We start from the raw sequence: 20,566 nt of genomic DNA on the forward strand, positions 1-20,566 counted from the left end.
GGTAACGGCGAGAGACATCCCCCGGATGGCGAAAATGAGCAGCAGCAGGAACGCCAGCACGAAGCCCATGCCAAGAAACATCAGGGTGAAGCCCTCGCCTAACAGCGCAGCATCAGTCATACAAAATCTCGTATAAGGGCACGATGACGCGTTGGTTGGCGAGGTTGTCGACGCTTCCGGCTAAGGAGCAGGGTGGATTTCCCGCAGCCGCCCCCGGCGCTGGTCCCTGACTGGGTCAACTTCTTCGGCCGCTCAACGGCGCCATCGTGCGTGTGGGTTAAATCATCATGCCGAACACGATGCTGGCGATGACCAGCACAATACCGCCGCCCAAACGGGAGGAGATTTGTGCATAAGAGATAAGGCTCATACGGTTACAGGCGGAAAGGACTTCCAGGTCGCCGGAACCGCCGCGGTTAGCCATACACAGGCCTGCGGTGATCGCTGATTCAATCGGGAAGAAGCCCATCATCCAGCCGCCGATCGCCGCGCCGAGCACTGCGCCGATAACGATTACGGCGGCGATAACGACGTTATAGACAGTAATGGCATTGATGATTTCCTGCAGGTCGGTGTAGCAAACGCCGACGCCGACCATCAGTACCCACAGCAGCTGTTTAGAGAAGAAATCAGACAGACGCTTGGCGCCGGCTTTGATTTCCGGTGAGCACAGGCCGGAGGCGTTCAGCGCCGCAACGATCAGTACCATCCATGCGAAGTAGTGAATCGAAACGCCGCCAATGCTTGGCAGGATTTTCTTCGCGACGACGTATGCCAGCAGGAAACAGGTCGTGGAGAGCACCAGACCGACGGCGGTTTCACGATGCGTGATTTGTCCCGCTTTCTCGTCTTCTTCGACTTTGAACGAGGCTTTACGCACCAGTTCGCCTTCGCCGCTCAGCCAGGTGTATTTTTTGCCGATGATATCGAGGACTGCGGCGAAGACGATGGCGAAAATGTTAGCGATGGTCAGAATAGCGATGGCGGTTGAGTAGTACTCATCACGTGAACGACCGGTGACGGAGTGATAAATCTCCGACAGCGGAACCGCGCCCGCGCCGTTGCCGCCGCCCATGATCGGCAGGACGTACAGCATCATGATGCGATCTACCGGAATACCGAACACCAGGCCGATAGCGATGCCGAAAATCGACGCGCCGACAATGCCCATCAGGATGGTTGGAATATAGCCGAGCAGCGATTTCAGCAGCAGACGGCGGTTTACCGACAGAATCGCCCCGGTAATTAATACCGCGATGAATAAGTTAAGGAAGTTACTCTCATCCATAACGTTGCTGATAGCATCGATTTCTTTTTGCGTGAAAATACCGGCATAAACAAAATAAGCGGCGACCAGGAAAATCATTACCGGGGCGCCACCTATATATTTGTTGAATATTGGTAGACGTTTGCCAATTTCGCCGAATATGGCGCCGATAATAAACATGATGGCAAAGCCGCCAACGATGTCGGTGGGTAAAGCGTTATAAAAATGTGAAAGTAATAGCGTAATTAACGCAAACGCGTAAAGGGGGAGCGGCATGCCGAAGATTTTAAATCCCAGCAGGTCGCTAACGCCCTTTTTCTCCGTTGCCGGAGCCTGACTCATGTTGGTCATAAACGTTTTCCTGTTTATTGATGGAGTAGTAATACCGGCGCATAGTAATAAATAGACTTAGTGGTAAGGTGTGATTGCCTTCACTGAATACTCGTGTTTTTTATTAATTTAATTATTTTTATTATTCTGAATTAATTAACAACATAAAAACCATAAAGCTAATTAAGCCACGGGGAAAACTGTGACTTAAATACAAGTATCAATAGTCGAACGCTGGCGAAATACAGTTCGTTTTAGAATAACGAAGCGCTAAAAAATGACTCTGATATTAAAACGCGTTCAGCTATTAAAGGATCAACCGCGGCGAGAGGCGATCGATCGGTTTCTTCATCAGCATCAGTTGTCGTTAGAAACCGATTGCGAGATGGCAATCGTTGCGGAGTATCGGCAACGGCTGGTCGGCTGCGGCGCCATTGCCGGTAATGTACTGAAATGCATCGCCGTCGATCCCTCGCTACAGGGGGAGGGGCTGAGCCTTAAATTATTGACCGAACTCCTGACGCTGGCCTATGAACTTGGGCGTAGCGAACTGTTTTTATTTACTAAGCCGAGCAATGCCGCGCTGTTCTCCGGCGCCGGCTTCTGGCCGATAGCCCAGGCGGGCGATCGCGCCGTATTGATGGAAAACAGCCGTGAACGTCTGACTCGTTACTGCCGTCAGCTGGCAATGTACCGTCAACCGGGAAAAAAAATCGGCGCTATTGTGATGAACGCCAATCCCTTCACCCTTGGTCACCGCTGGCTGGTGGAACAGGCGGCACGGCAGTGCGACTGGCTGCATCTGTTTGTGGTCAAGGAAGATGCATCCTGCTTTTCCTATCACGATCGCTTCAAGCTGATCGAACAGGGGATTACCGGTATCGACAAAGTGACGCTGCACCCCGGTTCGGCGTATCTGATTTCGCGGGCGACGTTCCCCGGCTATTTCCTGAAAGAGCAGGGCGTGGTCGATGACTGTCACAGCCAGATTGACCTGCAGCTCTTTCGCGAACGTCTGGCCCCGGCGCTGCAGATTACCCATCGTTTTGTCGGCACCGAGCCGCTATGTCCCCTGACTCGTAATTACAACCAACGCATGAAGTCACTGCTGGAAGCGCCAGGCGAGGCGCCGCCCATTGAAGTGGTTGAGCTGACGCGAATCGAAAAAAATGGCGGGCCCGTGTCGGCCTCCCGAGTGCGCGAACTTTATCGGCAGCGCAACTGGCAGGCGGTCGCGGCGCTGGTGCCGCCGGGAACCCTCTCTTTTCTGATGAAACTGGCGGAAAGCGAACATCAAACCGCCTGATTTTTATGCCCTAACTAAGGATTTTCCCCTATGGAAATGAAGATTGACGCCCTGGCCGGCACGCTGGAATCCAGCGATGTAATGGTCAGGATTGGACCGGCTGCGCAGCCGGGCATTCAGCTGGAAATCGACAGCATTGTGAAACAACAGTTTGGCGCCGCGATTGAGCAGGTGGTCAGAGAAACGCTGGCGCAGCTTGGCGTGAACCAGGCCAACGTGGTGGTCGATGATAAAGGCGCGCTGGAATGCGTACTGCGGGCCCGCGTACAGGCCGCAGCGCTGCGGGCGGCGCAACAGTCCCAATTACAATGGAGCCAGCTATGAAACCACGTCGCAGTATGCTGTTCATCCCTGGCGCCAATGCCGCCATGTTAAGCACTTCATTTGTTTACGGCGCTGATGCGGTGATGTTCGACCTTGAAGATGCCGTTTCGCTACGCGAAAAAGATACCGCTCGCCTATTGGTGCATCAGGCGCTGCAGCATCCGCTGTATCAGGATATCGAAACCGTGGTGCGTATTAACCCGTTAAATACGCCATTTGGTCTTGCCGACCTTGAAGCGGTGGTCCGCGCGGGCGTGGATATGGTGCGTCTGCCGAAAACCGACAGTAAAGAAGATATCCATGAGCTGGAAGCGCATGTTGAGCGGATTGAGCGCGAATGCGGCCGGGAAGTGGGCAGCACCAAACTAATGGCGGCTATTGAGTCGGCGCTGGGCGTGGTGAATGCGGTAGAGATTGCCCGCGCCAGCCCGCGTCTGGCGGCGATCGCGCTGGCAGCTTTCGACTACGTCATGGATATGGGCACCTCCCGTGGTGACGGTACTGAACTGTTCTATGCCCGCTGCGCCGTGCTGCATGCCGCGCGCGTTGCCGGCATCGCAGCCTATGACGTGGTGTGGTCGGATATCAACAACGAAGAGGGCTTCCTGGCGGAAGCGAATCTGGCCAAAAATCTCGGCTTTAACGGCAAATCGTTGGTTAACCCGCGACAAATTGAACTCCTGCATCAGGTCTATGCCCCGGCGCGCAAAGAGGTCGATCACGCGCTGGAGGTGATTGCCGCGGCGGAAGAAGCCGAAACGCGCGGTCTTGGCGTGGTATCGCTGAACGGCAAGATGATCGATGGACCGATTATCGACCATGCTCGCAAAGTGGTGGCGCTCTCGGCTTCCGGTATTCGTGATTAAGGGGAATAAGATGAAAGAGACAGTAACAATGCTTAATCAGCAGTACGTGATGCCGGAAGGGTTAGCGCCTTATGCGGGCGTGACGGCGAAAAGCCCGTGGCTGGCCAGCGAAAGCGAAAAACGTCAGCGTAAAATCTGCGATTCGCTGGAAACGGCGATCCGTCGCTCCGGCTTGCAAAACGGCATGACCATTTCGTTCCACCACGCGTTTCGCGGCGGTGACAAAGTCGTCAATATGGTAGTGGCGAAGCTGGCGGAAATGGGCTTTCGCGATCTGACGCTGGCGTCCAGTTCGCTGATCGACGCCCACTGGCCGCTGATCGAGCATATTAAAAACGGCGTGATCCGCCAGATCTATACCTCTGGCCTGCGCGGCAAGCTGGGCGAGGAGATCTCCGCCGGGTTGATGGAAAACCCGGTGCAGATCCACTCCCATGGTGGTCGCGTACAGCTGATTCAAAGCGGCGAGCTGTCGATTGATGTTGCGTTTCTTGGCGTCCCCTGCTGCGATGAGTTTGGTAATGCCAACGGCTTTAGCGGTAAATCACGTTGTGGTTCGCTGGGCTATGCGCGCGTTGATGCGGAACATGCCAAATGCGTGGTGCTGCTGACCGAAGAGTGGGTGGGCTACCCTAACTACCCGGCCAGCATCGCTCAGGATCAGGTCGATCTGATTGTTCAGGTGGACGAAGTCGGCGATCCGGAAAAAATCACCGCTGGCGCGATCCGTCTGACCAGCAACCCGCGCGAGCTGCTGATCGCCCGTCAGGCGGCGAAAGTGGTTGAGCATTCTGGTTACTTTAAAGACGGTTTCTCGCTGCAGACCGGTACCGGCGGCGCCTCGCTGGCGGTGAGCCGCTTCCTCGAAGATAAAATGCGCCGTAACGGCATTACCGCCAGCTTCGGCCTCGGCGGCATCACCGGGACGATGGTTGACCTGCACGAAAAAGGGTTGATTAAAACGCTGCTCGATACCCAGTCGTTTGATGGCGACGCGGCGCGTTCATTAGCGCAGAACCCGAATCACGTAGAGATTTCCACCAACCAGTATGCCAGCCCGGGCTCTAAAGGCGCCTCCTGCGAGCGCTTAAACGTGGTGATGCTCAGCGCGCTGGAAATCGATACCGACTTTAACGTTAACGTGATGACCGGCTCTAACGGCGTGCTGCGCGGCGCATCCGGCGGCCATAGCGATACCGCCGCCGGCGCGGATTTGACCATCATTACCGCGCCATTAGTTCGCGGCCGTATTCCCTGCGTCGTGGAAAAAGTGCTGACCCGCGTCACGCCGGGAGCCAGCGTAGATGTGCTGGTCACCGACCACGGCATTGCGGTAAACCCGGCCCGCCAGGATCTGATCGACAATTTGCGCAACGCGGGCATTCCGCTGATGACTATTGAGGAACTGCAGCAGCGTGCGGAACTGTTAACCGGCAAACCGCAGCCGATCGAGTTTACCGATCGCGTGGTGGCGGTGGTGCGCTATCGTGATGGCTCCGTTCTTGATGTCATTCGTCAGGTGAAAAACAGCGACTAAACGCAGAGGGGGAAGGGCAATGAGCGAAGTGTTAATCAATCCGCCGCGTTCTCTGCGCGTGACATCGCTGAACGCTGAAGAGGTGGTCAGCGCGGTAGAACGCGCGCTTTTAACCGAAGTTCGCCTGACCCCAAAGCCCGGGTTGGTGGACATTCGTAACACAGGCGCCCATCACGATATGGACCTGGCCTCTTTTGAGGCCAGCACCGCGGTCGTGGCTCCGTGGATGGAGAAATTTTTCATCATGGGCCACGATACCGCGGCTATCGTACCGGAACAGGTGTTAATGATGCTGCGTCCTGTAGGGATGGCCTGCGAGAACGATATGCTGGAGGCCACCGGTGGAGTGAATACCCATCGCGGGGCAATCTTCGCTTTCGGTTTGCTGAGCGCGGCGGCGGGAAGGCTGGTATCGAAAGGCGAACCGATTGAACAGCATCGGCTTTGCGATCAGGTGGCGCGATTCTGTCGCGGCATGGTTATGCAAGAACTCTCTTCCGCCAGCGGCGAACAGTTAAGCAAAGGCGAGGCCCATTTTTTACGTTATGGACTCTCCGGCGCCCGCGGCGAGGCCGAGAGCGGCTTTCGTACCGTGCGTACCCAGGCGCTGCCGGTGTTCAATCGCATGATGGAAGAGACCGGCGACAGCAACCTGGCGCTGCTGCAAACCTTGCTGCATCTGATGGCGTGGAATGATGACACCAATCTGGTCTCGCGCGGCGGGCTTGCGGGCCTGAACTATGTGCAGCAGGAGGCGCAGCGGCTGTTGTGGCAGGGCGGCGTCATGGCTGACGGCGGGCTGGAGGCGCTACGCCAACTCGACGACGAGCTGATTGCTCGCCATCTCAGCCCCGGCGGCAGCGCCGATTTACTGGCGGTAACCTGGTTTTTATCCGCTTTCCCCGCAGGTGCGCTTTTCCCCCTTTGATTGAGTACACAACGCCTTAGCCCGCGTCGCGCGGGCGGGGCGCTACCGTGTCCCCTCCCAATTTTCACTACATAAAAGCCGAATCGCGGCACAATCATATAGTTTTTACTGATATCGACCGCCGTTTGTCATAAATTTCTAATTATCGGCGTTTTTGAGTAGCGGCTATGCAATGGGCTGGTTACTCTGAAAACAATTCACGTGAAGTTAACAAAAGAGAATAGCTATGCAAGATGCACAAATCCGCGTGGCCATCGCCGGCGCGGGCGGCCGGATGGGACGCCAGTTAATTCAGGCTGCGCTGCAGATGGAAGGCGTGGCGCTTGGCGCGGCGCTGGAGCGCGAGGGTTCAAGCCTGGTGGGCAGCGATGCGGGCGAGCTGGCGGGCGCAGGCAAATCAGGCGTTACTGTCCAAAGCAGCCTGGCGGCGGTAAGCAATGATTTCGATGTTTTAATCGATTTTACCCGCCCGGAAGGCACGCTTAACCATCTGGCTTTCTGCCGTCAGCACGGCAAAGGGATGGTGATCGGCACCACCGGTTTTGATGATGCCGGAAAGCAGGCGATTAGCGATGCCGCACAGGAAATCGCCATCGTCTTTGCCGCTAACTTTAGCGTTGGCGTCAACGTGTTGTTAAAGCTGCTGGAAAAGGCGGCAAAGGTAATGGGCGATTATACCGATATCGAAATCATCGAAGCGCACCATAGGCATAAAGTGGACGCGCCATCAGGTACCGCGTTGGCGATGGGCGAGGCGATCGCCGGGGCATTGAACAAAGATTTGAAGGACTGCGCCGTCTATAGCCGCGAAGGCCATACCGGCGAACGCGTTCCGGGTACTATTGGTTTTGCTACCGTCCGCGCGGGCGACATCGTCGGCGAACATACGGCGATGTTCGCTGATATCGGCGAACGTATCGAAATTACCCATAAGGCCTCCAGCCGGATGACGTTTGCCAATGGTGCTGTTCGTTCAGCTTTGTGGTTGAAAGATAAAAAAAGTGGTCTTTTCGATATGCGTGATGTGCTTGAACTGAATGCTTTATAATGATTATTACCCATCGTGATGTGGTTATTGCATTCAATATGTAATTGATTGCAAAGGGCAATATTTTATTGCCCTTTTTTATTTTGAATGCTTTTGGGTTTTTTCTTCTGAAAGCTTTAAAAAACTATATCTTCCTGATGTTTTTGGTTATTGAATTGTAAATTTTGACCATCTGGTCCACTTTTTTACCCTCCGCTGGCTGATTTTACAGTTTTCCTCGCCCGCAAGCGTTTTCTCAACCAGGTTAGTTGATCTTTTTACCGTGAAAATAGCCCATTTCGCGCCAGTGACGTAAAATAAGGTTAAAAATATCCGCTTTAAGTTGACTTTTACCTGACATCTCTCCAGAATGCCGCCGTTTGCCAAAATTCTGCGGGCAAAAATTTGCATTGATTCAGATCTATGTCTGAATTAATATGCAAATAAAGTGAGTGAATATTCTCTGGAGGGTGTTTTGATTAAGTCAGCGCTTTTGGTTCTGGAAGACGGAACCCAGTTTCACGGTCGGGCCATCGGGGCAACCGGCACGGCGGTTGGGGAAGTCGTTTTCAATACTTCAATGACCGGTTATCAAGAAATCCTCACTGATCCTTCCTATTCCCGCCAAATCGTCACTCTTACTTATCCCCATATTGGAAATGTCGGCACCAACGCCGCCGATGAAGAATCTTCTCAGGTACATGCACAAGGCCTGGTCATTCGCGACCTGCCGCTGATTGCCAGCAACTTCCGCAATACCGAGGACCTTTCTTCTTACCTGAAGCGCCATAACATTGTGGCCATTGCCGATATCGATACCCGTAAGCTGACGCGTTTACTGCGTGAGAAAGGCGCGCAGAATGGCTGCATCATCGCCGGCGATAATCTTGATGCCCAGCTGGCGCTGGAAAAAGCCCAGGCGTTCCCTGGCCTGAACGGTATGGATCTGGCGAAAGAGGTCACTACTGCAGAAACTTACGCCTGGACGCAGGGGAGCTGGACACTGGCGGGCGACCTGCCGGAAGCGAAGGCGGAAAGCGAGCTGCCGTTCCACGTCGTGGCTTATGACTTCGGCGCCAAGCGCAACATCCTGCGGATGCTGGTCGATCGCGGTTGTCGCCTGACTATCGTACCGGCGCAAACGTCGGCAGAAGATGTGCTTAAGCTGAATCCGGACGGTATTTTCCTCTCCAACGGCCCTGGCGACCCGGCGCCGTGCGATTACGCCATCGCGGCAATAGAAAAATTCCTCACCACCGATATTCCGGTCTTTGGCATCTGTCTTGGCCATCAGCTGCTGGCGCTGGCGAGCGGCGCGAAGACCATTAAGATGAAATTTGGTCACCACGGCGGCAACCACCCGGTTAAAGATATCGATAACAATGTAGTGATGATTACCGCCCAGAACCACGGCTTTGCCGTTGACGAAGCGACGCTGCCTGCCAATCTGCGCGTGACCCACAAGTCACTGTTCGACGGGACCCTGCAGGGGATCCATCGTACCGACAAGCCGGCGTTTAGCTTCCAGGGTCACCCTGAAGCGAGCCCGGGCCCGCACGATGCCGCGCCGCTGTTCGACCACTTTATCGAGTTAATTGAGCAATACCGTCAGTCCGCGAAATAATCAGGAGTAAAAGAGCCATGCCAAAACGTACAGACATAAAAAGTATCCTGATTCTGGGCGCGGGCCCGATTGTTATCGGTCAGGCGTGTGAGTTTGACTACTCGGGCGCCCAGGCCTGTAAAGCCCTGCGCGAAGAGGGTTACCGCGTTATTCTGGTGAACTCCAACCCAGCGACTATCATGACCGACCCGGAAATGGCCGATGCGACCTATATCGAGCCGATTCACTGGGAAGTGGTACGTAAAATTATCGAAAAAGAGCGCCCGGACGCGGTACTGCCGACTATGGGCGGCCAGACCGCGCTGAACTGCGCGCTGGAGCTGGAACGTCAGGGCGTGCTGGCTGAGTTCGGCGTGACTATGATTGGCGCGACCGCCGATGCGATCGATAAAGCGGAAGACCGTCGTCGCTTCGATGTGGCGATGAAGAAAATCGGCCTCGACACCGCGCGTTCCGGCATTGCGCACACCATGGAAGAAGCGCTGGCGGTGGCCGCTGACGTTGGCTTCCCATGCATCATCCGTCCGTCCTTCACCATGGGCGGCACCGGCGGCGGTATCGCCTATAACCGCGAAGAGTTCGAAGAAATCTGCGAACGCGGCCTGGATCTCTCTCCGACCAACGAACTGCTGATTGATGAATCGCTGATCGGCTGGAAAGAGTACGAGATGGAAGTGGTGCGCGATAAGAACGATAACTGCATCATCGTCTGCTCGATTGAAAACTTCGATGCCATGGGGATTCACACCGGCGACTCCATCACCGTCGCCCCGGCGCAGACCCTGACCGACAAAGAATACCAAATCATGCGTAACGCCTCGATGGCGGTGCTGCGTGAAATCGGCGTGGAAACCGGCGGTTCTAACGTACAGTTCTCGGTGAACCCGAAAGATGGTCGCCTGATCGTTATCGAAATGAACCCGCGCGTATCCCGCTCTTCGGCGCTGGCCTCGAAAGCGACCGGCTTCCCGATTGCCAAGGTGGCGGCGAAGCTGGCGGTGGGCTACACCCTTGACGAGCTGATGAACGACATCACCGGCGGCCGTACTCCGGCCTCCTTCGAACCGTCCATCGACTATGTTGTGACCAAAATTCCACGCTTTAACTTTGAAAAATTCGCTGGCGCTAACGACCGTCTGACAACGCAGATGAAATCCGTTGGCGAAGTGATGGCGATTGGCCGCACGCAGCAGGAATCGCTGCAGAAAGCGCTGCGCGGCCTGGAAGTGGGCGCCACCGGCTTCGACCCGAAAGTCAGCCTCGACGATCCGGAAGCGCTGACCAAAATCCGCCGCGAGCTGAAAGACGCGGGCGCCGAGCGTATCTGGTACATCGCTGATGCCTTCCGCGCCGGTCTCTCCGTCGACGGCGTCTTCAACCTGACCAACATCGACCGCTGGTTCCTGGTACAAATCGAAGAACTGGTGCGCCTGGAAGAGAAAGTGGCGGCAGTGGGCATCAACGGCCTCGACGCTGACTTCCTGCGCCACCTGAAGCGTAAAGGCTTTGCCGATGCGCGTCTGGCTAAGCTGGCGGGCGTGCGCGAAGCGGAAATCCGCAAGCTGCGCGACCAGTACAACCTGCACCCGGTCTACAAGCGCGTGGATACCTGCGCGGCGGAATTCGCCACCGATACCGCCTACATGTACTCCACCTATGAAGACGAGTGCGAATCCAACCCGTCCGTAGACCGCGATAAAATCATGGTTCTCGGCGGCGGCCCGAACCGTATCGGCCAGGGTATCGAGTTTGATTACTGCTGCGTACACGCCTCGCTGGCGCTGCGCGAAGACGGGTACGAGACCATCATGGTCAACTGTAACCCGGAAACCGTTTCGACCGACTACGACACCTCCGACCGTCTGTACTTCGAGCCGGTAACGCTTGAGGACGTACTGGAAATCGTGCGTATCGAGAAGCCAAAAGGCGTTATCGTGCAGTACGGCGGCCAGACCCCGCTGAAGCTGGCGCGTGAACTGGAAGCCGCGGGCGTACCGGTTATCGGCACCAGCCCGGACGCTATCGACCGCGCCGAAGACCGCGAGCGCTTCCAGCATGCGGTTGACCGTCTGAAGCTGAAGCAGCCGGCGAACGCCACCGTGACCGCGCTTGAGCAAGCGGTTGAGAAGGCAAAAGAGATCGGCTATCCGCTGGTGGTACGCCCGTCTTATGTGCTCGGCGGCCGCGCGATGGAAATCGTCTACGACGAAGCTGACCTGCGCCGTTACTTCCAGACCGCCGTGAGCGTTTCTAACGATGCGCCGGTGCTGCTCGATCGCTTCCTCGACGATGCGGTTGAAGTCGATGTTGACGCTATCTGCGACGGCGAAATGGTGCTGATTGGTGGCATCATGGAGCACATCGAACAAGCGGGCGTGCACTCCGGCGACTCCGCCTGTTCTCTGCCTGCCTACACCCTGAGCCAGGAAATTCAGGATGTGATGCGCGAGCAGGTACAGAAGCTGGCCTTCGAGCTGCAGGTTCGCGGCCTGATGAACGTACAGTTCGCGGTGAAGAACAACGAAGTGTACCTGATTGAAGTGAACCCGCGCGCGGCGCGTACCGTACCGTTCGTCTCGAAAGCCACCGGCGTACCGCTGGCGAAAGTGGCGGCGCGCGTAATGGCCGGTAAAACGCTGGCGCAGCAGGGCGTCACTAAAGAAATCATCCCGCCGTACTATTCGGTAAAAGAGGTGGTGCTGCCGTTCAACAAATTCCCGGGCGTTGACCCGCTGTTAGGGCCGGAAATGCGCTCTACCGGGGAAGTGATGGGCGTGGGCCGCACCTTCGCGGAAGCGTTCGCCAAAGCGCAGCTGGGCAGCAACTCCACGATGAAGAAACAGGGGCGCGCGCTGCTCTCCGTTCGCGAAGGCGACAAAGAGCGCGTTGTCGACCTGGCGGCAAAACTGCTGAAACAGGGCTTCGAGCTGGATGCAACCCACGGTACCGCGATTGTACTGGGTGAAGCCGGTATCAACCCGCGTCTGGTGAACAAGGTACATGAAGGTCGTCCGCACATTCAGGACCGTATCAAGAATGGCGAATATACCTACATCATCAATACCACCGCAGGTCGTCAGGCGATTGAGGATTCCAAGCTGATTCGCCGCAGCGCGCTGCAGTACAAGGTGCATTACGACACCACCCTGAACGGCGGTTTCGCCACCGCGATGGCGCTGAATGCCGATGCGACCGAGAAGGTCATTTCGGTGCAGGAAATGCACGCGCAAATCATCAAATAAGCGCACCGGCCGGGCCGGAAAGCGAAACAGAGGGGCTGACGATATCGTCAGCCCTTTTTTTTTACGGCAACCATCTTCGGAGAGTTCTGCTTTTATCTGCCTGCCAGGTCAGGCTAACTATAGTTAGCACGATAACGATACCAATTGATGAAAAGACAGGAGGATACAATGCGGAACAAAATTCTGGTGGCATCCGCGCTGGCGGCAACGGCGATGGTATTTGTGGCAGGTTGCTCATCAAATCAGTCGCTCAAAACGACAGATGGCAAAACAATTGTGACCAGCGGTAAGCCGCAGGTTGATGATGATACTGGCCTGGTATCCTACAAAAATGCGGAAACCGGTCGCGTGGAGCAGATTAATCGCGACCAGGTGAAGTCAATGGACGAGCTGGATAACTAAAAAAAAGCAGTGGCTCCGGCCACTGCTTTTTACCTTTCATTGTACGGCGATTACCAGCGGTGATTCAGCAGAATGTGGCCGCGATAAGCGGCGTAGCTGTTTTCACCCCATTCGCCGCTGGCGCGCAGCGAGATTGTGGTCGTCTCGTTCACATTGCCGGTTACGCCCAGCTCTAGCTGACCGCGGTCGTCCGGCGTATCGTTGCTGACTTTTTCGCCATTGAACGCCAAATCGTTTTGACCCGCGCCTTTCAGCCAGTTCACCGCGACATACGGCTGCCAGGCTTTAACATCTCGCTGCTCAAAGTAGCTGGTCTTCACGCCGAGACGGCCAAACAGGCTGTTGTTGTCCAGGGTTGATACCCGCACGCCATCCGGGTCGGTATGATTTTCCTGATCGAGATAGCTGTAGATCACCTGCGCCTGAGGTTCGATCTTCCACGTACGCGCGCTTTCTGAAGGGATCACCCACGCATGGCCGACTTCAACAGAGGCGGCAAAACCTTTACTGTCATACTTTTCATTATTGCGATTGCTGGTGACGGTGTTGTTATACCAGCTGTATGATGCCCAGGTATCGATGTAGCTGCCGAGACGCAATTTCGGGTCTTCCTGCCAGGTGGCGTACAGGCCAACGTTGAAACCGTCAACTTTACCCTGCGCGGTACGCACATTGTGTTTTGCATCTGAATCCGTTTTCGCCTGACCTGCACCAAACATGCCGCCCGCGCGCAGTATCCCTTTGTCCATCGGCTTACTCATGAAGTCGCTGCCTGCCTGGAGCACGGTGGTGGTGGTGTCGTAGCTGACTTTATCGCCGCCGGCATCGTTCTCATGATAGCGGCCCTTCACGTACATCCAGGTATTCAGGTCGTCTTCGTTGCGGAAAGTGAGCTGGTCGCGATCGTCACGTTTATGCAGGAACATACTCTGCGCCGCGAGATAGTTACCCAGATAAGCGCCAACTTCCGGGGCCATTACTTCTGGCAGGGGTTGACCGCCATTATCGGTGCCGCTACCGCCATCGGTGCCGCTACCGCCATCGGTGTTGCTACCGCCATCAGTGCCGCTGCCGCCATCGGTACCGCTGTCACCATCGTCAGTATCATCCGACGGATCGTCTGACGGGGTCGCTTTGGATTCCAGATACCAGTTACCGTTGTCGTGTTGATACAGACCATACTCATAAGCCCCGGCGACAACCGGTTTGGATAAAGTTAACTGTGCTTCTGAACTGCCGCCGACGCTGACAACCTCCATACCATTAACGGTTTGCGCGCCCAGCCCGCCGATATTGGCGATGCTGACGCCAGACTGACCGTAGCTGCTGCCGGTGATGGACAGATGGTCGGTCGGCGAGCTGTCTTCGCCAAGTTGGCTGTTCATCACGATTTGGCTGCCGGCGGAGCCGGTATAGTCGCCGTTAATCGTAAAATTGTTGCCAACGCTATTATCGGCGGCGCTGAGTAACAGCGTGCCGCTGTTGCTTACATTGCCATTAATGGTGTCGACGCCGGATGTTCTTAGCGTTGAGTTACCGTCAACCGCATTCCACGCCGCGAGGATACCGCCGCTGAGGACATCAATGTTGTTATTGACTTCGCCTGCGCTGGCAAATTGCGCGCCATTTTCGATGGTGAGGATGGCGTCGCTGCCGGCGACGCCGAGAGTAGCGCCTTCCGCGACCAGAGTGGTGCCGCTTTTCAGAAGGGTATTACCGGTGTAGCTATTGGTGCCGGTTAAGGTCAGGGTATTGGTATCGACTTTTTCCACGTTGCCGCTACCGATGATGCTGGTGGCAAACGTAGAGTCGCTTCCCTGATTGAAGATCAGTGTGCCGTTGTTGGTCATGCTGCCGGTGAGGGTCGCGGTTTTCTGCCCGTTCCCCAACTGTAGCGTGGCCGCTTCCGCTACCAGCGTGTTGCCGCTATTCGCGACAGCGCCCGCCAGCGTTAACTGGCCGCTATTAACCTGGAGGGAATCGCCGCTGCCGATGATGTCGAGGTTGCCGGTGAGCGTCCAGTTTTCGCCGTTCATTTTCACTGAGGCAAAGCCGTCGCCGTCATTAAGGCCGACAAAGTTGCTGTCTTCCGAACCAGAACCCACCAGTGAGAGTGCGTTACCCGCAGAGCCCGTGGAGATGACATCGCCGATGAGGGAAGAGCCGGTATTGAGCACCAGGCTGTTATTTTTGCTGCTGGCAAACATGACGGCCGCGCCGCCGCCACCAAGTAATCCACTGTTAATGATGTCGGCTTTCGCGCTATCAACAACGTTGATCCCGTTCTCGCTGCCCTGCACGGTGCCGCTGTTGTTGATTTTGCTGTTGCCGTCGCTTAACGCAATACCATCGCCTGCGGTACCGGTGATGGCGCCGATGTTATCTAATCCGACGGCAATTTGCGAACTCAGGCCGTTTTTCCCGGTGATCACGCCGGTATCGGTATTGGTGATGCTAATTGCCGATGACTCTTCACTAATGAAAATACCGTTGTTGGCGCCAGTAATGATACCACTATTATTAAAGGTACCCGCCATTGATTGCATGTTAACGGCATTATCGGTTTCAGATGAAATAATTGCATTTTCATTATTGTTTATTTCAACGGATTGCCCATCGATGTTAATATTCAATCCGATTCCCATTCCGGAAATATTGCCATCATTGGTGATTTTTTTGACGTTCATTCCGCTAACGGAAACTGCCGGGGTGTTCTCCGTGGATGAGACGGTGACATCCCGATTAATAACGTATTCGGTATCAGCCGAGAAGTCTTGCGGCACGGAGGTTGACTGGTCAATTGTGGCTGCGCTGACGACTATTGGCGTAACCATTAATAAGGTGGGAAATATCCTTGCCAGCGTTTTGGTTGTTCTGTTTAGTTCAAAATGTTTGTTGCTCATATACACATCCATTTGCGTGAATAGCGTTTCCGGATAACGCTATCTATTAGAGATTGTTTTTAGTATAAAGTCGCGGGGCTCAAAATGAAGAGCGTAAAATTATTGGTTGCTCAATGCAGGGTGTATAGTTTTATTTTTTAAATAATGTATTAATTCCATCTTAAAATATATTGTGGTTGTATTATTCCTAATGATAAATTCGTATGGCGAATTCTTCTTACCTTTATTTTCCTTTAATTCTCTTTTTTTAGCCTAAATTTTGTAATGACCAACAGGTTGATCATCTGCTGCGATTGACTTTTCTCTCGTCATTACCCCCTTTCAGTGAGCGAGTTAACTGTCTACACTCACTGCTACAAGAATACAAAAGACAGGCCCATTCATGATTCTGATAATTTACTCGCATCCTTATCCGCATCACTCGCATGCGAATAAACGGATGCTTGAGCAAGCAGGGACGCTTGATGGCGTAGAGATACGCTCCCTCTATGAGCTATATCCCGACTTCAATATCGATATCGCTGCCGAGCAGGCGGCGCTGGCGCGCGCCGATCTGGTTATCTGGCAGCATCCAATGCAGTGGTACAGCGTACCGCCGCTGCTAAAACTGTGGATGGATAAAGTGCTGTCTCACGGCTGGGCGTACGGCCACAATGGTATTGCGTTGCATGGTAAATCGCTGATGTGGGCGGTTACTACCGGCGGCGGCGAAAGCCATTTCGATATTGGTTCATTCCCCGGCTTTGACGTGCTGGCGCAGCCTCTGCAGGCGACGGCGCTGTACTGTGGCATGAAATGGCTGCCGCCGTTTGCCATGCACTGTACCTTTATCTGCGATGACGAAACGCTGCAGGCGCAGGCCCGTCATTATCGTCAACGCTTAATCGAATGGCAGGAGGCGCATAACAATGGATAGCCATACGCTAATACAGGCGCTGATCTACCTCGGATCCGCTGCGCTTATCGTGCCGATCGCCGTGCGTCTGGGGCTGGGGTCGGTACTGGGGTATTTGATCGCCGGCTGCGTTATCGGCCCGTGGGGACTGCGGCTGGTCACTGACGCAGAGGCGATTCTGCATTTCGCCGAAATCGGCGTCGTACTGATGCTGTTTGTCATCGGTCTTGAGCTGGATCCGCAGCGCTTATGGAAGCTGCGCGCCTCGGTATTTGGCGGCGGTGCGCTGCAAATGGTGGTGTGCGGCGCGTTTATCGGCCTGTTCTGCATGCTGCTTGGCTTGCGCTGGCAGGTTGCGGAGCTGATCGGGATGACGCTGGCGCTGTCGTCGACGGCGATTGCGATGCAGGCGATGAACGAACGTAACCTGACGGTGACGCAGCTGGGACGCAGCGCCTTCGCCGTGCTGTTGTTCCAGGATATCGCCGCTATCCCTCTGGTCGCGATGATTCCGCTGCTGGCGGCCAGCGGCGGTTCAACCACGCTGGCCGCGTTTGCGCTGTCGGCGTTAAAAGTGGCCGGCGCGCTGGCGCTGGTGGTGCTGTTAGGGCGCTATTTGACCCGGCCGGTGCTGCGCTTTGTTGCCCGTTCCGGCCTGCGCGAAGTGTTCAGCGCCGTGGCCTTGTTCCTGGTCTTCGGCTTCGGATTGCTGCTGGAGGAAGTCGGGCTGTCGATGGCGATGGGCGCGTTTCTTGCCGGGGTGCTTCTGGCTAGTTCTGAATACCGCCATGCGCTGGAGAGCGATATCGAACCGTTTAAAGGGTTGCTGTTGGGGCTGTTCTTTATCGGCGTCGGTATGTCTATCGACTTTGGGACCCTGGTCACCCATCCGCTACGTATCCTGATCCTGCTGGTGGGTTTCCTGGCGATTAAGGCCTTGATGCTATGGTTGATTGCTAAACCACTGGGTGTACCGCGCGCGCAGCGCCGCTGGTTTGCCGTATTATTGGGGCAGGGGAGTGAGTTCGCTTTCGTGGTCTTCGGCGCCGCGCAGATGGCCGATGTGCTGGATAGCGAGTGGGCGAAAGCGCTGACGCTGGCGGTGGCGCTATCGATGGCGGCAACGCCTATCCTGCTGGTGCTGCTGACGCGAATGGAGAAATCCGCCAGTAACCAGGAGCGCGAAGCGGACGAGATTGATGAAGAGCAGCCGCGGGTAATTATCGCCGGTTTTGGCCGCTATGGGCAGATAGCCGGCCGTGTGCTGCTTTCCAGCGGGGTGAAAATGGTTATCCTCGATCACGATCCGGACCACGTTGATACCCTTCGCAAGTTCGATATGAAGGTGTTTTACGGCGATGCCACGCGGGTGGATCTGCTGGAATCGGCGGGGGCGGCTAAGGCGGAAGTGCTGATTAACGCCATCGACGATCCGCAGGCCAGCCTGCAACTGGTGGAGCTGGCGAAAGAACATTTCCCGCATCTGCAGATCATTTCGCGCGCCCGCGATGTCGATCACTACATTCAGCTGCGCCAGGCCGGGGTAGAAGCGCCGGAGCGCGAGACCTTCGAATCGGCGCTGAAAAGCGGCCGCATGACGCTGGAAGCCTTAGGTCTGGGCGCTTATGAGGCCCGCGAGCGCGCCGATCTGTTCCGCCGCTTTAACCAGCAGATGGTGGAAGAGATGGTGGCGATGGCGGAAAATGACGCTGCCTCGCGGGTGGCGGTGTTCAAGCGTACCAGCGATATGCTTACCGGCATCATTAATGAGGACCGTAATCATCTGTCGCTAGTGCAGCGTCACGGCTGGCAAGGTACTGAAGAAGGACGGCACACCGGAGACGTCCGCGATGAGCCGGAGAATAAGCCTTCAACCTAAGGTGGTAAGCAAATGTTGCGTTAACTTTACAGCTAACATTTTGTTTTCAATTTAGTTCCTGATCTGGCGGCTCATGAGGCTTACGTGGGCTCGCCAGCAAATCTAAAAATTTTCTTATTCTTTACTCTTCGTTCAGTCGACGAAGTATTACGCTTTCCGTATAGTGGCGGCAATTTTTTGCATTCGGGATATTTTCAATGATTAGTCTGATTGCGGCGTTAGCTGTAGATCGCGTAATTGGCATGGAGAACGCTATGCCATGGGACTTGCCTGCCGATCTCGCCTGGTTTAAACGTAACACCTTAAACAAGCCGGTGGTAATGGGGCGTTTGACCTGGGAATCCATCGGTCGCCCGTTGCCAGGACGTAAAAATATCGTTATCAGCAGCAAGCCAGGCAGCGACGATCGCGTGCAGTGGGTGAAGTCTGTTGATGAAGCGATTGCCGCCTGCGGCGACGCGGAAGAGATTATGGTGATCGGCGGTGGCCGCGTTTACGAGCAGTTCCTGCCAAAAGCGCACAAACTCTACCTGACCCATATTGATGCGGAAGTGGAAGGAGATACCCATTTCCCGGATTACGATCCGGACGAGTGGGAATCGGTGTTCAGTGAGTTCCACGATGCCGACGCGCAAAACTCCCACAGCTACTGCTTCGAGATCCTCGAGCGTCGTTAAGCTAACATAGCGTGGATTGAAAAACCCCGGTCGCGTCAGGCGTGACCGGGGTTTTGTTTTATCAGGTATCCCCCGTACCGGAGGTAGCCCGGATAAGGCGCAGCGCGCCGCCATCCGGGATCGACTCAGGAGGCGACCGCTTCGCCTTCGTCGAGGCTTTTCTGGCGGTTGGAACGCTGGGTGAAATACGTTTTATCTTCCCAGCGCAGGCAGGTCAGGTCGCCGCCCCAGCAGCAGCCGGTATCCAGCGCATAGATACCTTCCGGCGTACCGCGGCCTTCCAGCGACGCCCAATGGCCAAAGGCGATACTGTACTCGCGGGCGACCGGGCCCGGAATGGCAAACCATGGCTTAAGCGGGGCTGGCGCGTCTTCCGGCGCCTCTTTGCTGTACATATCCAACTGGCCGTTCGGGAAGCAATAGCGCATGCGGGTGAAGGCGTTGGTGATAAAGCGCAGACGCGCCAGGCCGCTGAGCTCATTGCTCCAGTGGTTCGGCATATCGCCATACATCGCGTCGAGGAAGAACGGATAGGAGTCGCTCGCCAGCACGGCTTCGACATCGCGCGCGCACTGTTTGGCGGTTTCCAGATCCCACTGCGGCGTGATACCGGCATGAGCCATCACCAGCTTTTTCTCTTCATCGACCTGCATCAGCGGCTGGCGACGCAGCCAGTTGAGGAGCTCATCGGCATCCGGCGCTTCCAGCAGCGGCGTCAGACGGTCTTTGGGCTTGTTGCGGCTAATGCCGGCAAACACCGCCAGCAGGTGCAGGTCATGGTTGCCCAGCACGATGCGCACGCTATCGCCGAGCGTTTTCACGAACCGCAGCACTTCCAGAGAGCCGGGACCACGCGCGACCAGGTCGCCGGTGAGCCACAGGGTATCCGTATCAGGATTAAACTCCACCTGCTCCAGCAATGCGATCAGTTCATCGTAGCAACCATGAATGTCGCCAATAAGGTATGTAGCCATTGTTTTTAATGTATAAGCGTTGGAACTGCGAGACGGAAGACAGGGATCTCGATAGTGAACGGTGCGCCGTTGCTATCAATCATCTCATAATGACCCTGCATGGTGCCCAGCGGCGTTTCGATAACCGCGCCGCTGGTGTATTGATACTCTTCGCCGGCAGGGATGTGCGGCTGTTCGCCGACCACCCCCTCACCCTGGACTTCCGTCTCGCGACCGTGTCCATTGGTGATGAGCCAGTAGCGGCCGAGAAGCTGAACCTGACTCCGCCCCAGGTTGCGAATAGTGACGGTGTAAGCGAAGACGTAGCGCTCTTCTTCCGGAGAAGATTGCGATTCGATATAGACGCTTTGCACCTGGACGCAAACACGAGGCGAATTAATCATGG

The 20,566-nt window shown here is 55.6% G+C and carries 17 protein-coding genes; 12 read left to right on the plus strand and 5 right to left on the minus strand.

The window, feature by feature from the left end:
* Together AC22LX_RS24560 and citS are read right to left on the minus strand one after the other, a co-directional pair.
* On the minus strand, positions 1–120 hold a 120-nt coding region (locus AC22LX_RS24560; RefSeq protein WP_223683777.1), incomplete at its 3' end, for an OadG family transporter subunit.
* Between the two features lie 157 nt (positions 121–277).
* Positions 278–1,618, minus strand: a complete 1,341-nt coding sequence (gene citS, locus AC22LX_RS24565) for a citrate/sodium symporter CitS (RefSeq protein ID WP_045397262.1) — start codon at positions 1,616–1,618, stop codon at positions 278–280.
* Positions 1,619–1,874: 256 nt separating this feature from the next.
* On the opposite strand from citS, the gene citC reads away from it, so the two are divergent.
* From citC to AC22LX_RS24610, 9 genes are all read left to right on the plus strand, one after another.
* A complete protein-coding gene (gene citC, locus AC22LX_RS24570) occupies positions 1,875–2,903 on the plus strand; it encodes a [citrate (pro-3S)-lyase] ligase (RefSeq protein WP_047078153.1) in 1,029 nt (342 codons plus the stop codon).
* Between the two features lie 30 nt (positions 2,904–2,933).
* A complete protein-coding gene (gene citD / locus AC22LX_RS24575; protein ID WP_045397268.1) occupies positions 2,934–3,227 on the plus strand; it encodes a citrate lyase acyl carrier protein in 294 nt (97 codons plus the stop codon).
* Complete coding sequence (gene citE, locus AC22LX_RS24580; protein ID WP_049061363.1) at positions 3,224–4,093, plus strand: citrate (pro-3S)-lyase subunit beta; 870 nt, start codon at positions 3,224–3,226, stop codon at positions 4,091–4,093. Before citD ends, citE begins: the two co-directional genes overlap by 4 nt.
* A 10-nt stretch (positions 4,094–4,103) precedes the next feature.
* The gene (gene citF, locus AC22LX_RS24585; protein ID WP_045397271.1) at positions 4,104–5,630 is read left to right on the plus strand and encodes a citrate lyase subunit alpha; all 1,527 of its coding nucleotides are present in this window, start codon (positions 4,104–4,106) and stop codon (positions 5,628–5,630) included.
* 19 nt (positions 5,631–5,649) lie between these two features.
* A complete protein-coding gene (gene citG / locus AC22LX_RS24590) occupies positions 5,650–6,558 on the plus strand; it encodes a triphosphoribosyl-dephospho-CoA synthase CitG (RefSeq protein WP_045397274.1) in 909 nt (302 codons plus the stop codon).
* A gap of 226 nt (positions 6,559–6,784) precedes the next feature.
* On the plus strand, positions 6,785–7,606 hold the full coding sequence (dapB, locus tag AC22LX_RS24595; RefSeq protein WP_045397277.1) for a 4-hydroxy-tetrahydrodipicolinate reductase: 822 nt from the start codon (positions 6,785–6,787) through the stop codon (positions 7,604–7,606).
* A gap of 454 nt (positions 7,607–8,060) precedes the next feature.
* The gene (gene carA, locus AC22LX_RS24600) at positions 8,061–9,209 is read left to right on the plus strand and encodes a glutamine-hydrolyzing carbamoyl-phosphate synthase small subunit (protein ID WP_015368301.1); all 1,149 of its coding nucleotides are present in this window, start codon (positions 8,061–8,063) and stop codon (positions 9,207–9,209) included.
* 17 nt (positions 9,210–9,226) lie between these two features.
* A complete protein-coding gene (carB, locus tag AC22LX_RS24605) occupies positions 9,227–12,451 on the plus strand; it encodes a carbamoyl-phosphate synthase large subunit (protein WP_487334260.1) in 3,225 nt (1,074 codons plus the stop codon).
* 168 nt (positions 12,452–12,619) lie between these two features.
* The gene (locus AC22LX_RS24610; protein ID WP_015704368.1) at positions 12,620–12,853 is read left to right on the plus strand and encodes a YgdI/YgdR family lipoprotein; all 234 of its coding nucleotides are present in this window, start codon (positions 12,620–12,622) and stop codon (positions 12,851–12,853) included.
* Between the two features lie 50 nt (positions 12,854–12,903).
* Here AC22LX_RS24610 and AC22LX_RS24615 read toward each other — a convergent pair whose 3' ends face one another.
* A complete protein-coding gene (locus AC22LX_RS24615) occupies positions 12,904–15,756 on the minus strand; it encodes an autotransporter family protein (RefSeq protein ID WP_487334261.1) in 2,853 nt (950 codons plus the stop codon).
* A 382-nt stretch (positions 15,757–16,138) separates the two neighbouring features.
* Between AC22LX_RS24615 and kefF the strand changes: the two genes are divergently transcribed.
* The 3 genes from kefF to folA all read left to right on the plus strand — a co-directional run bounded on the left by kefF (position 16,139) and on the right by folA (position 19,207).
* Entirely contained in the window at positions 16,139–16,672 is a 534-nt protein-coding gene (gene kefF, locus AC22LX_RS24620; RefSeq protein WP_015704370.1) for a glutathione-regulated potassium-efflux system oxidoreductase KefF, read from the plus strand.
* A complete protein-coding gene (kefC, locus tag AC22LX_RS24625) occupies positions 16,665–18,530 on the plus strand; it encodes a glutathione-regulated potassium-efflux system protein KefC (protein WP_032715999.1) in 1,866 nt (621 codons plus the stop codon). The genes kefF and kefC overlap by 8 nt, the downstream gene beginning before the upstream one ends.
* Positions 18,531–18,727: 197 nt before the next feature.
* The gene (gene folA / locus AC22LX_RS24630) at positions 18,728–19,207 is read left to right on the plus strand and encodes a type 3 dihydrofolate reductase (protein ID WP_015368294.1); all 480 of its coding nucleotides are present in this window, start codon (positions 18,728–18,730) and stop codon (positions 19,205–19,207) included.
* Between the two features lie 125 nt (positions 19,208–19,332).
* Here folA and apaH read toward each other — a convergent pair whose 3' ends face one another.
* Together apaH and apaG are read right to left on the minus strand one after the other, a co-directional pair.
* Complete coding sequence (gene apaH / locus AC22LX_RS24635) at positions 19,333–20,181, minus strand: bis(5'-nucleosyl)-tetraphosphatase (symmetrical) ApaH (RefSeq protein WP_045397283.1); 849 nt, start codon at positions 20,179–20,181, stop codon at positions 19,333–19,335.
* A 5-nt stretch (positions 20,182–20,186) separates the two neighbouring features.
* On the minus strand, positions 20,187–20,564 hold the full coding sequence (gene apaG, locus AC22LX_RS24640) for a Co2+/Mg2+ efflux protein ApaG (protein ID WP_045397284.1): 378 nt from the start codon (positions 20,562–20,564) through the stop codon (positions 20,187–20,189).
* Positions 20,565–20,566 lie beyond the last annotated feature (2 nt).

The sequence above is a fragment of the Klebsiella sp. PK01 genome, from assembly GCF_057624675.1.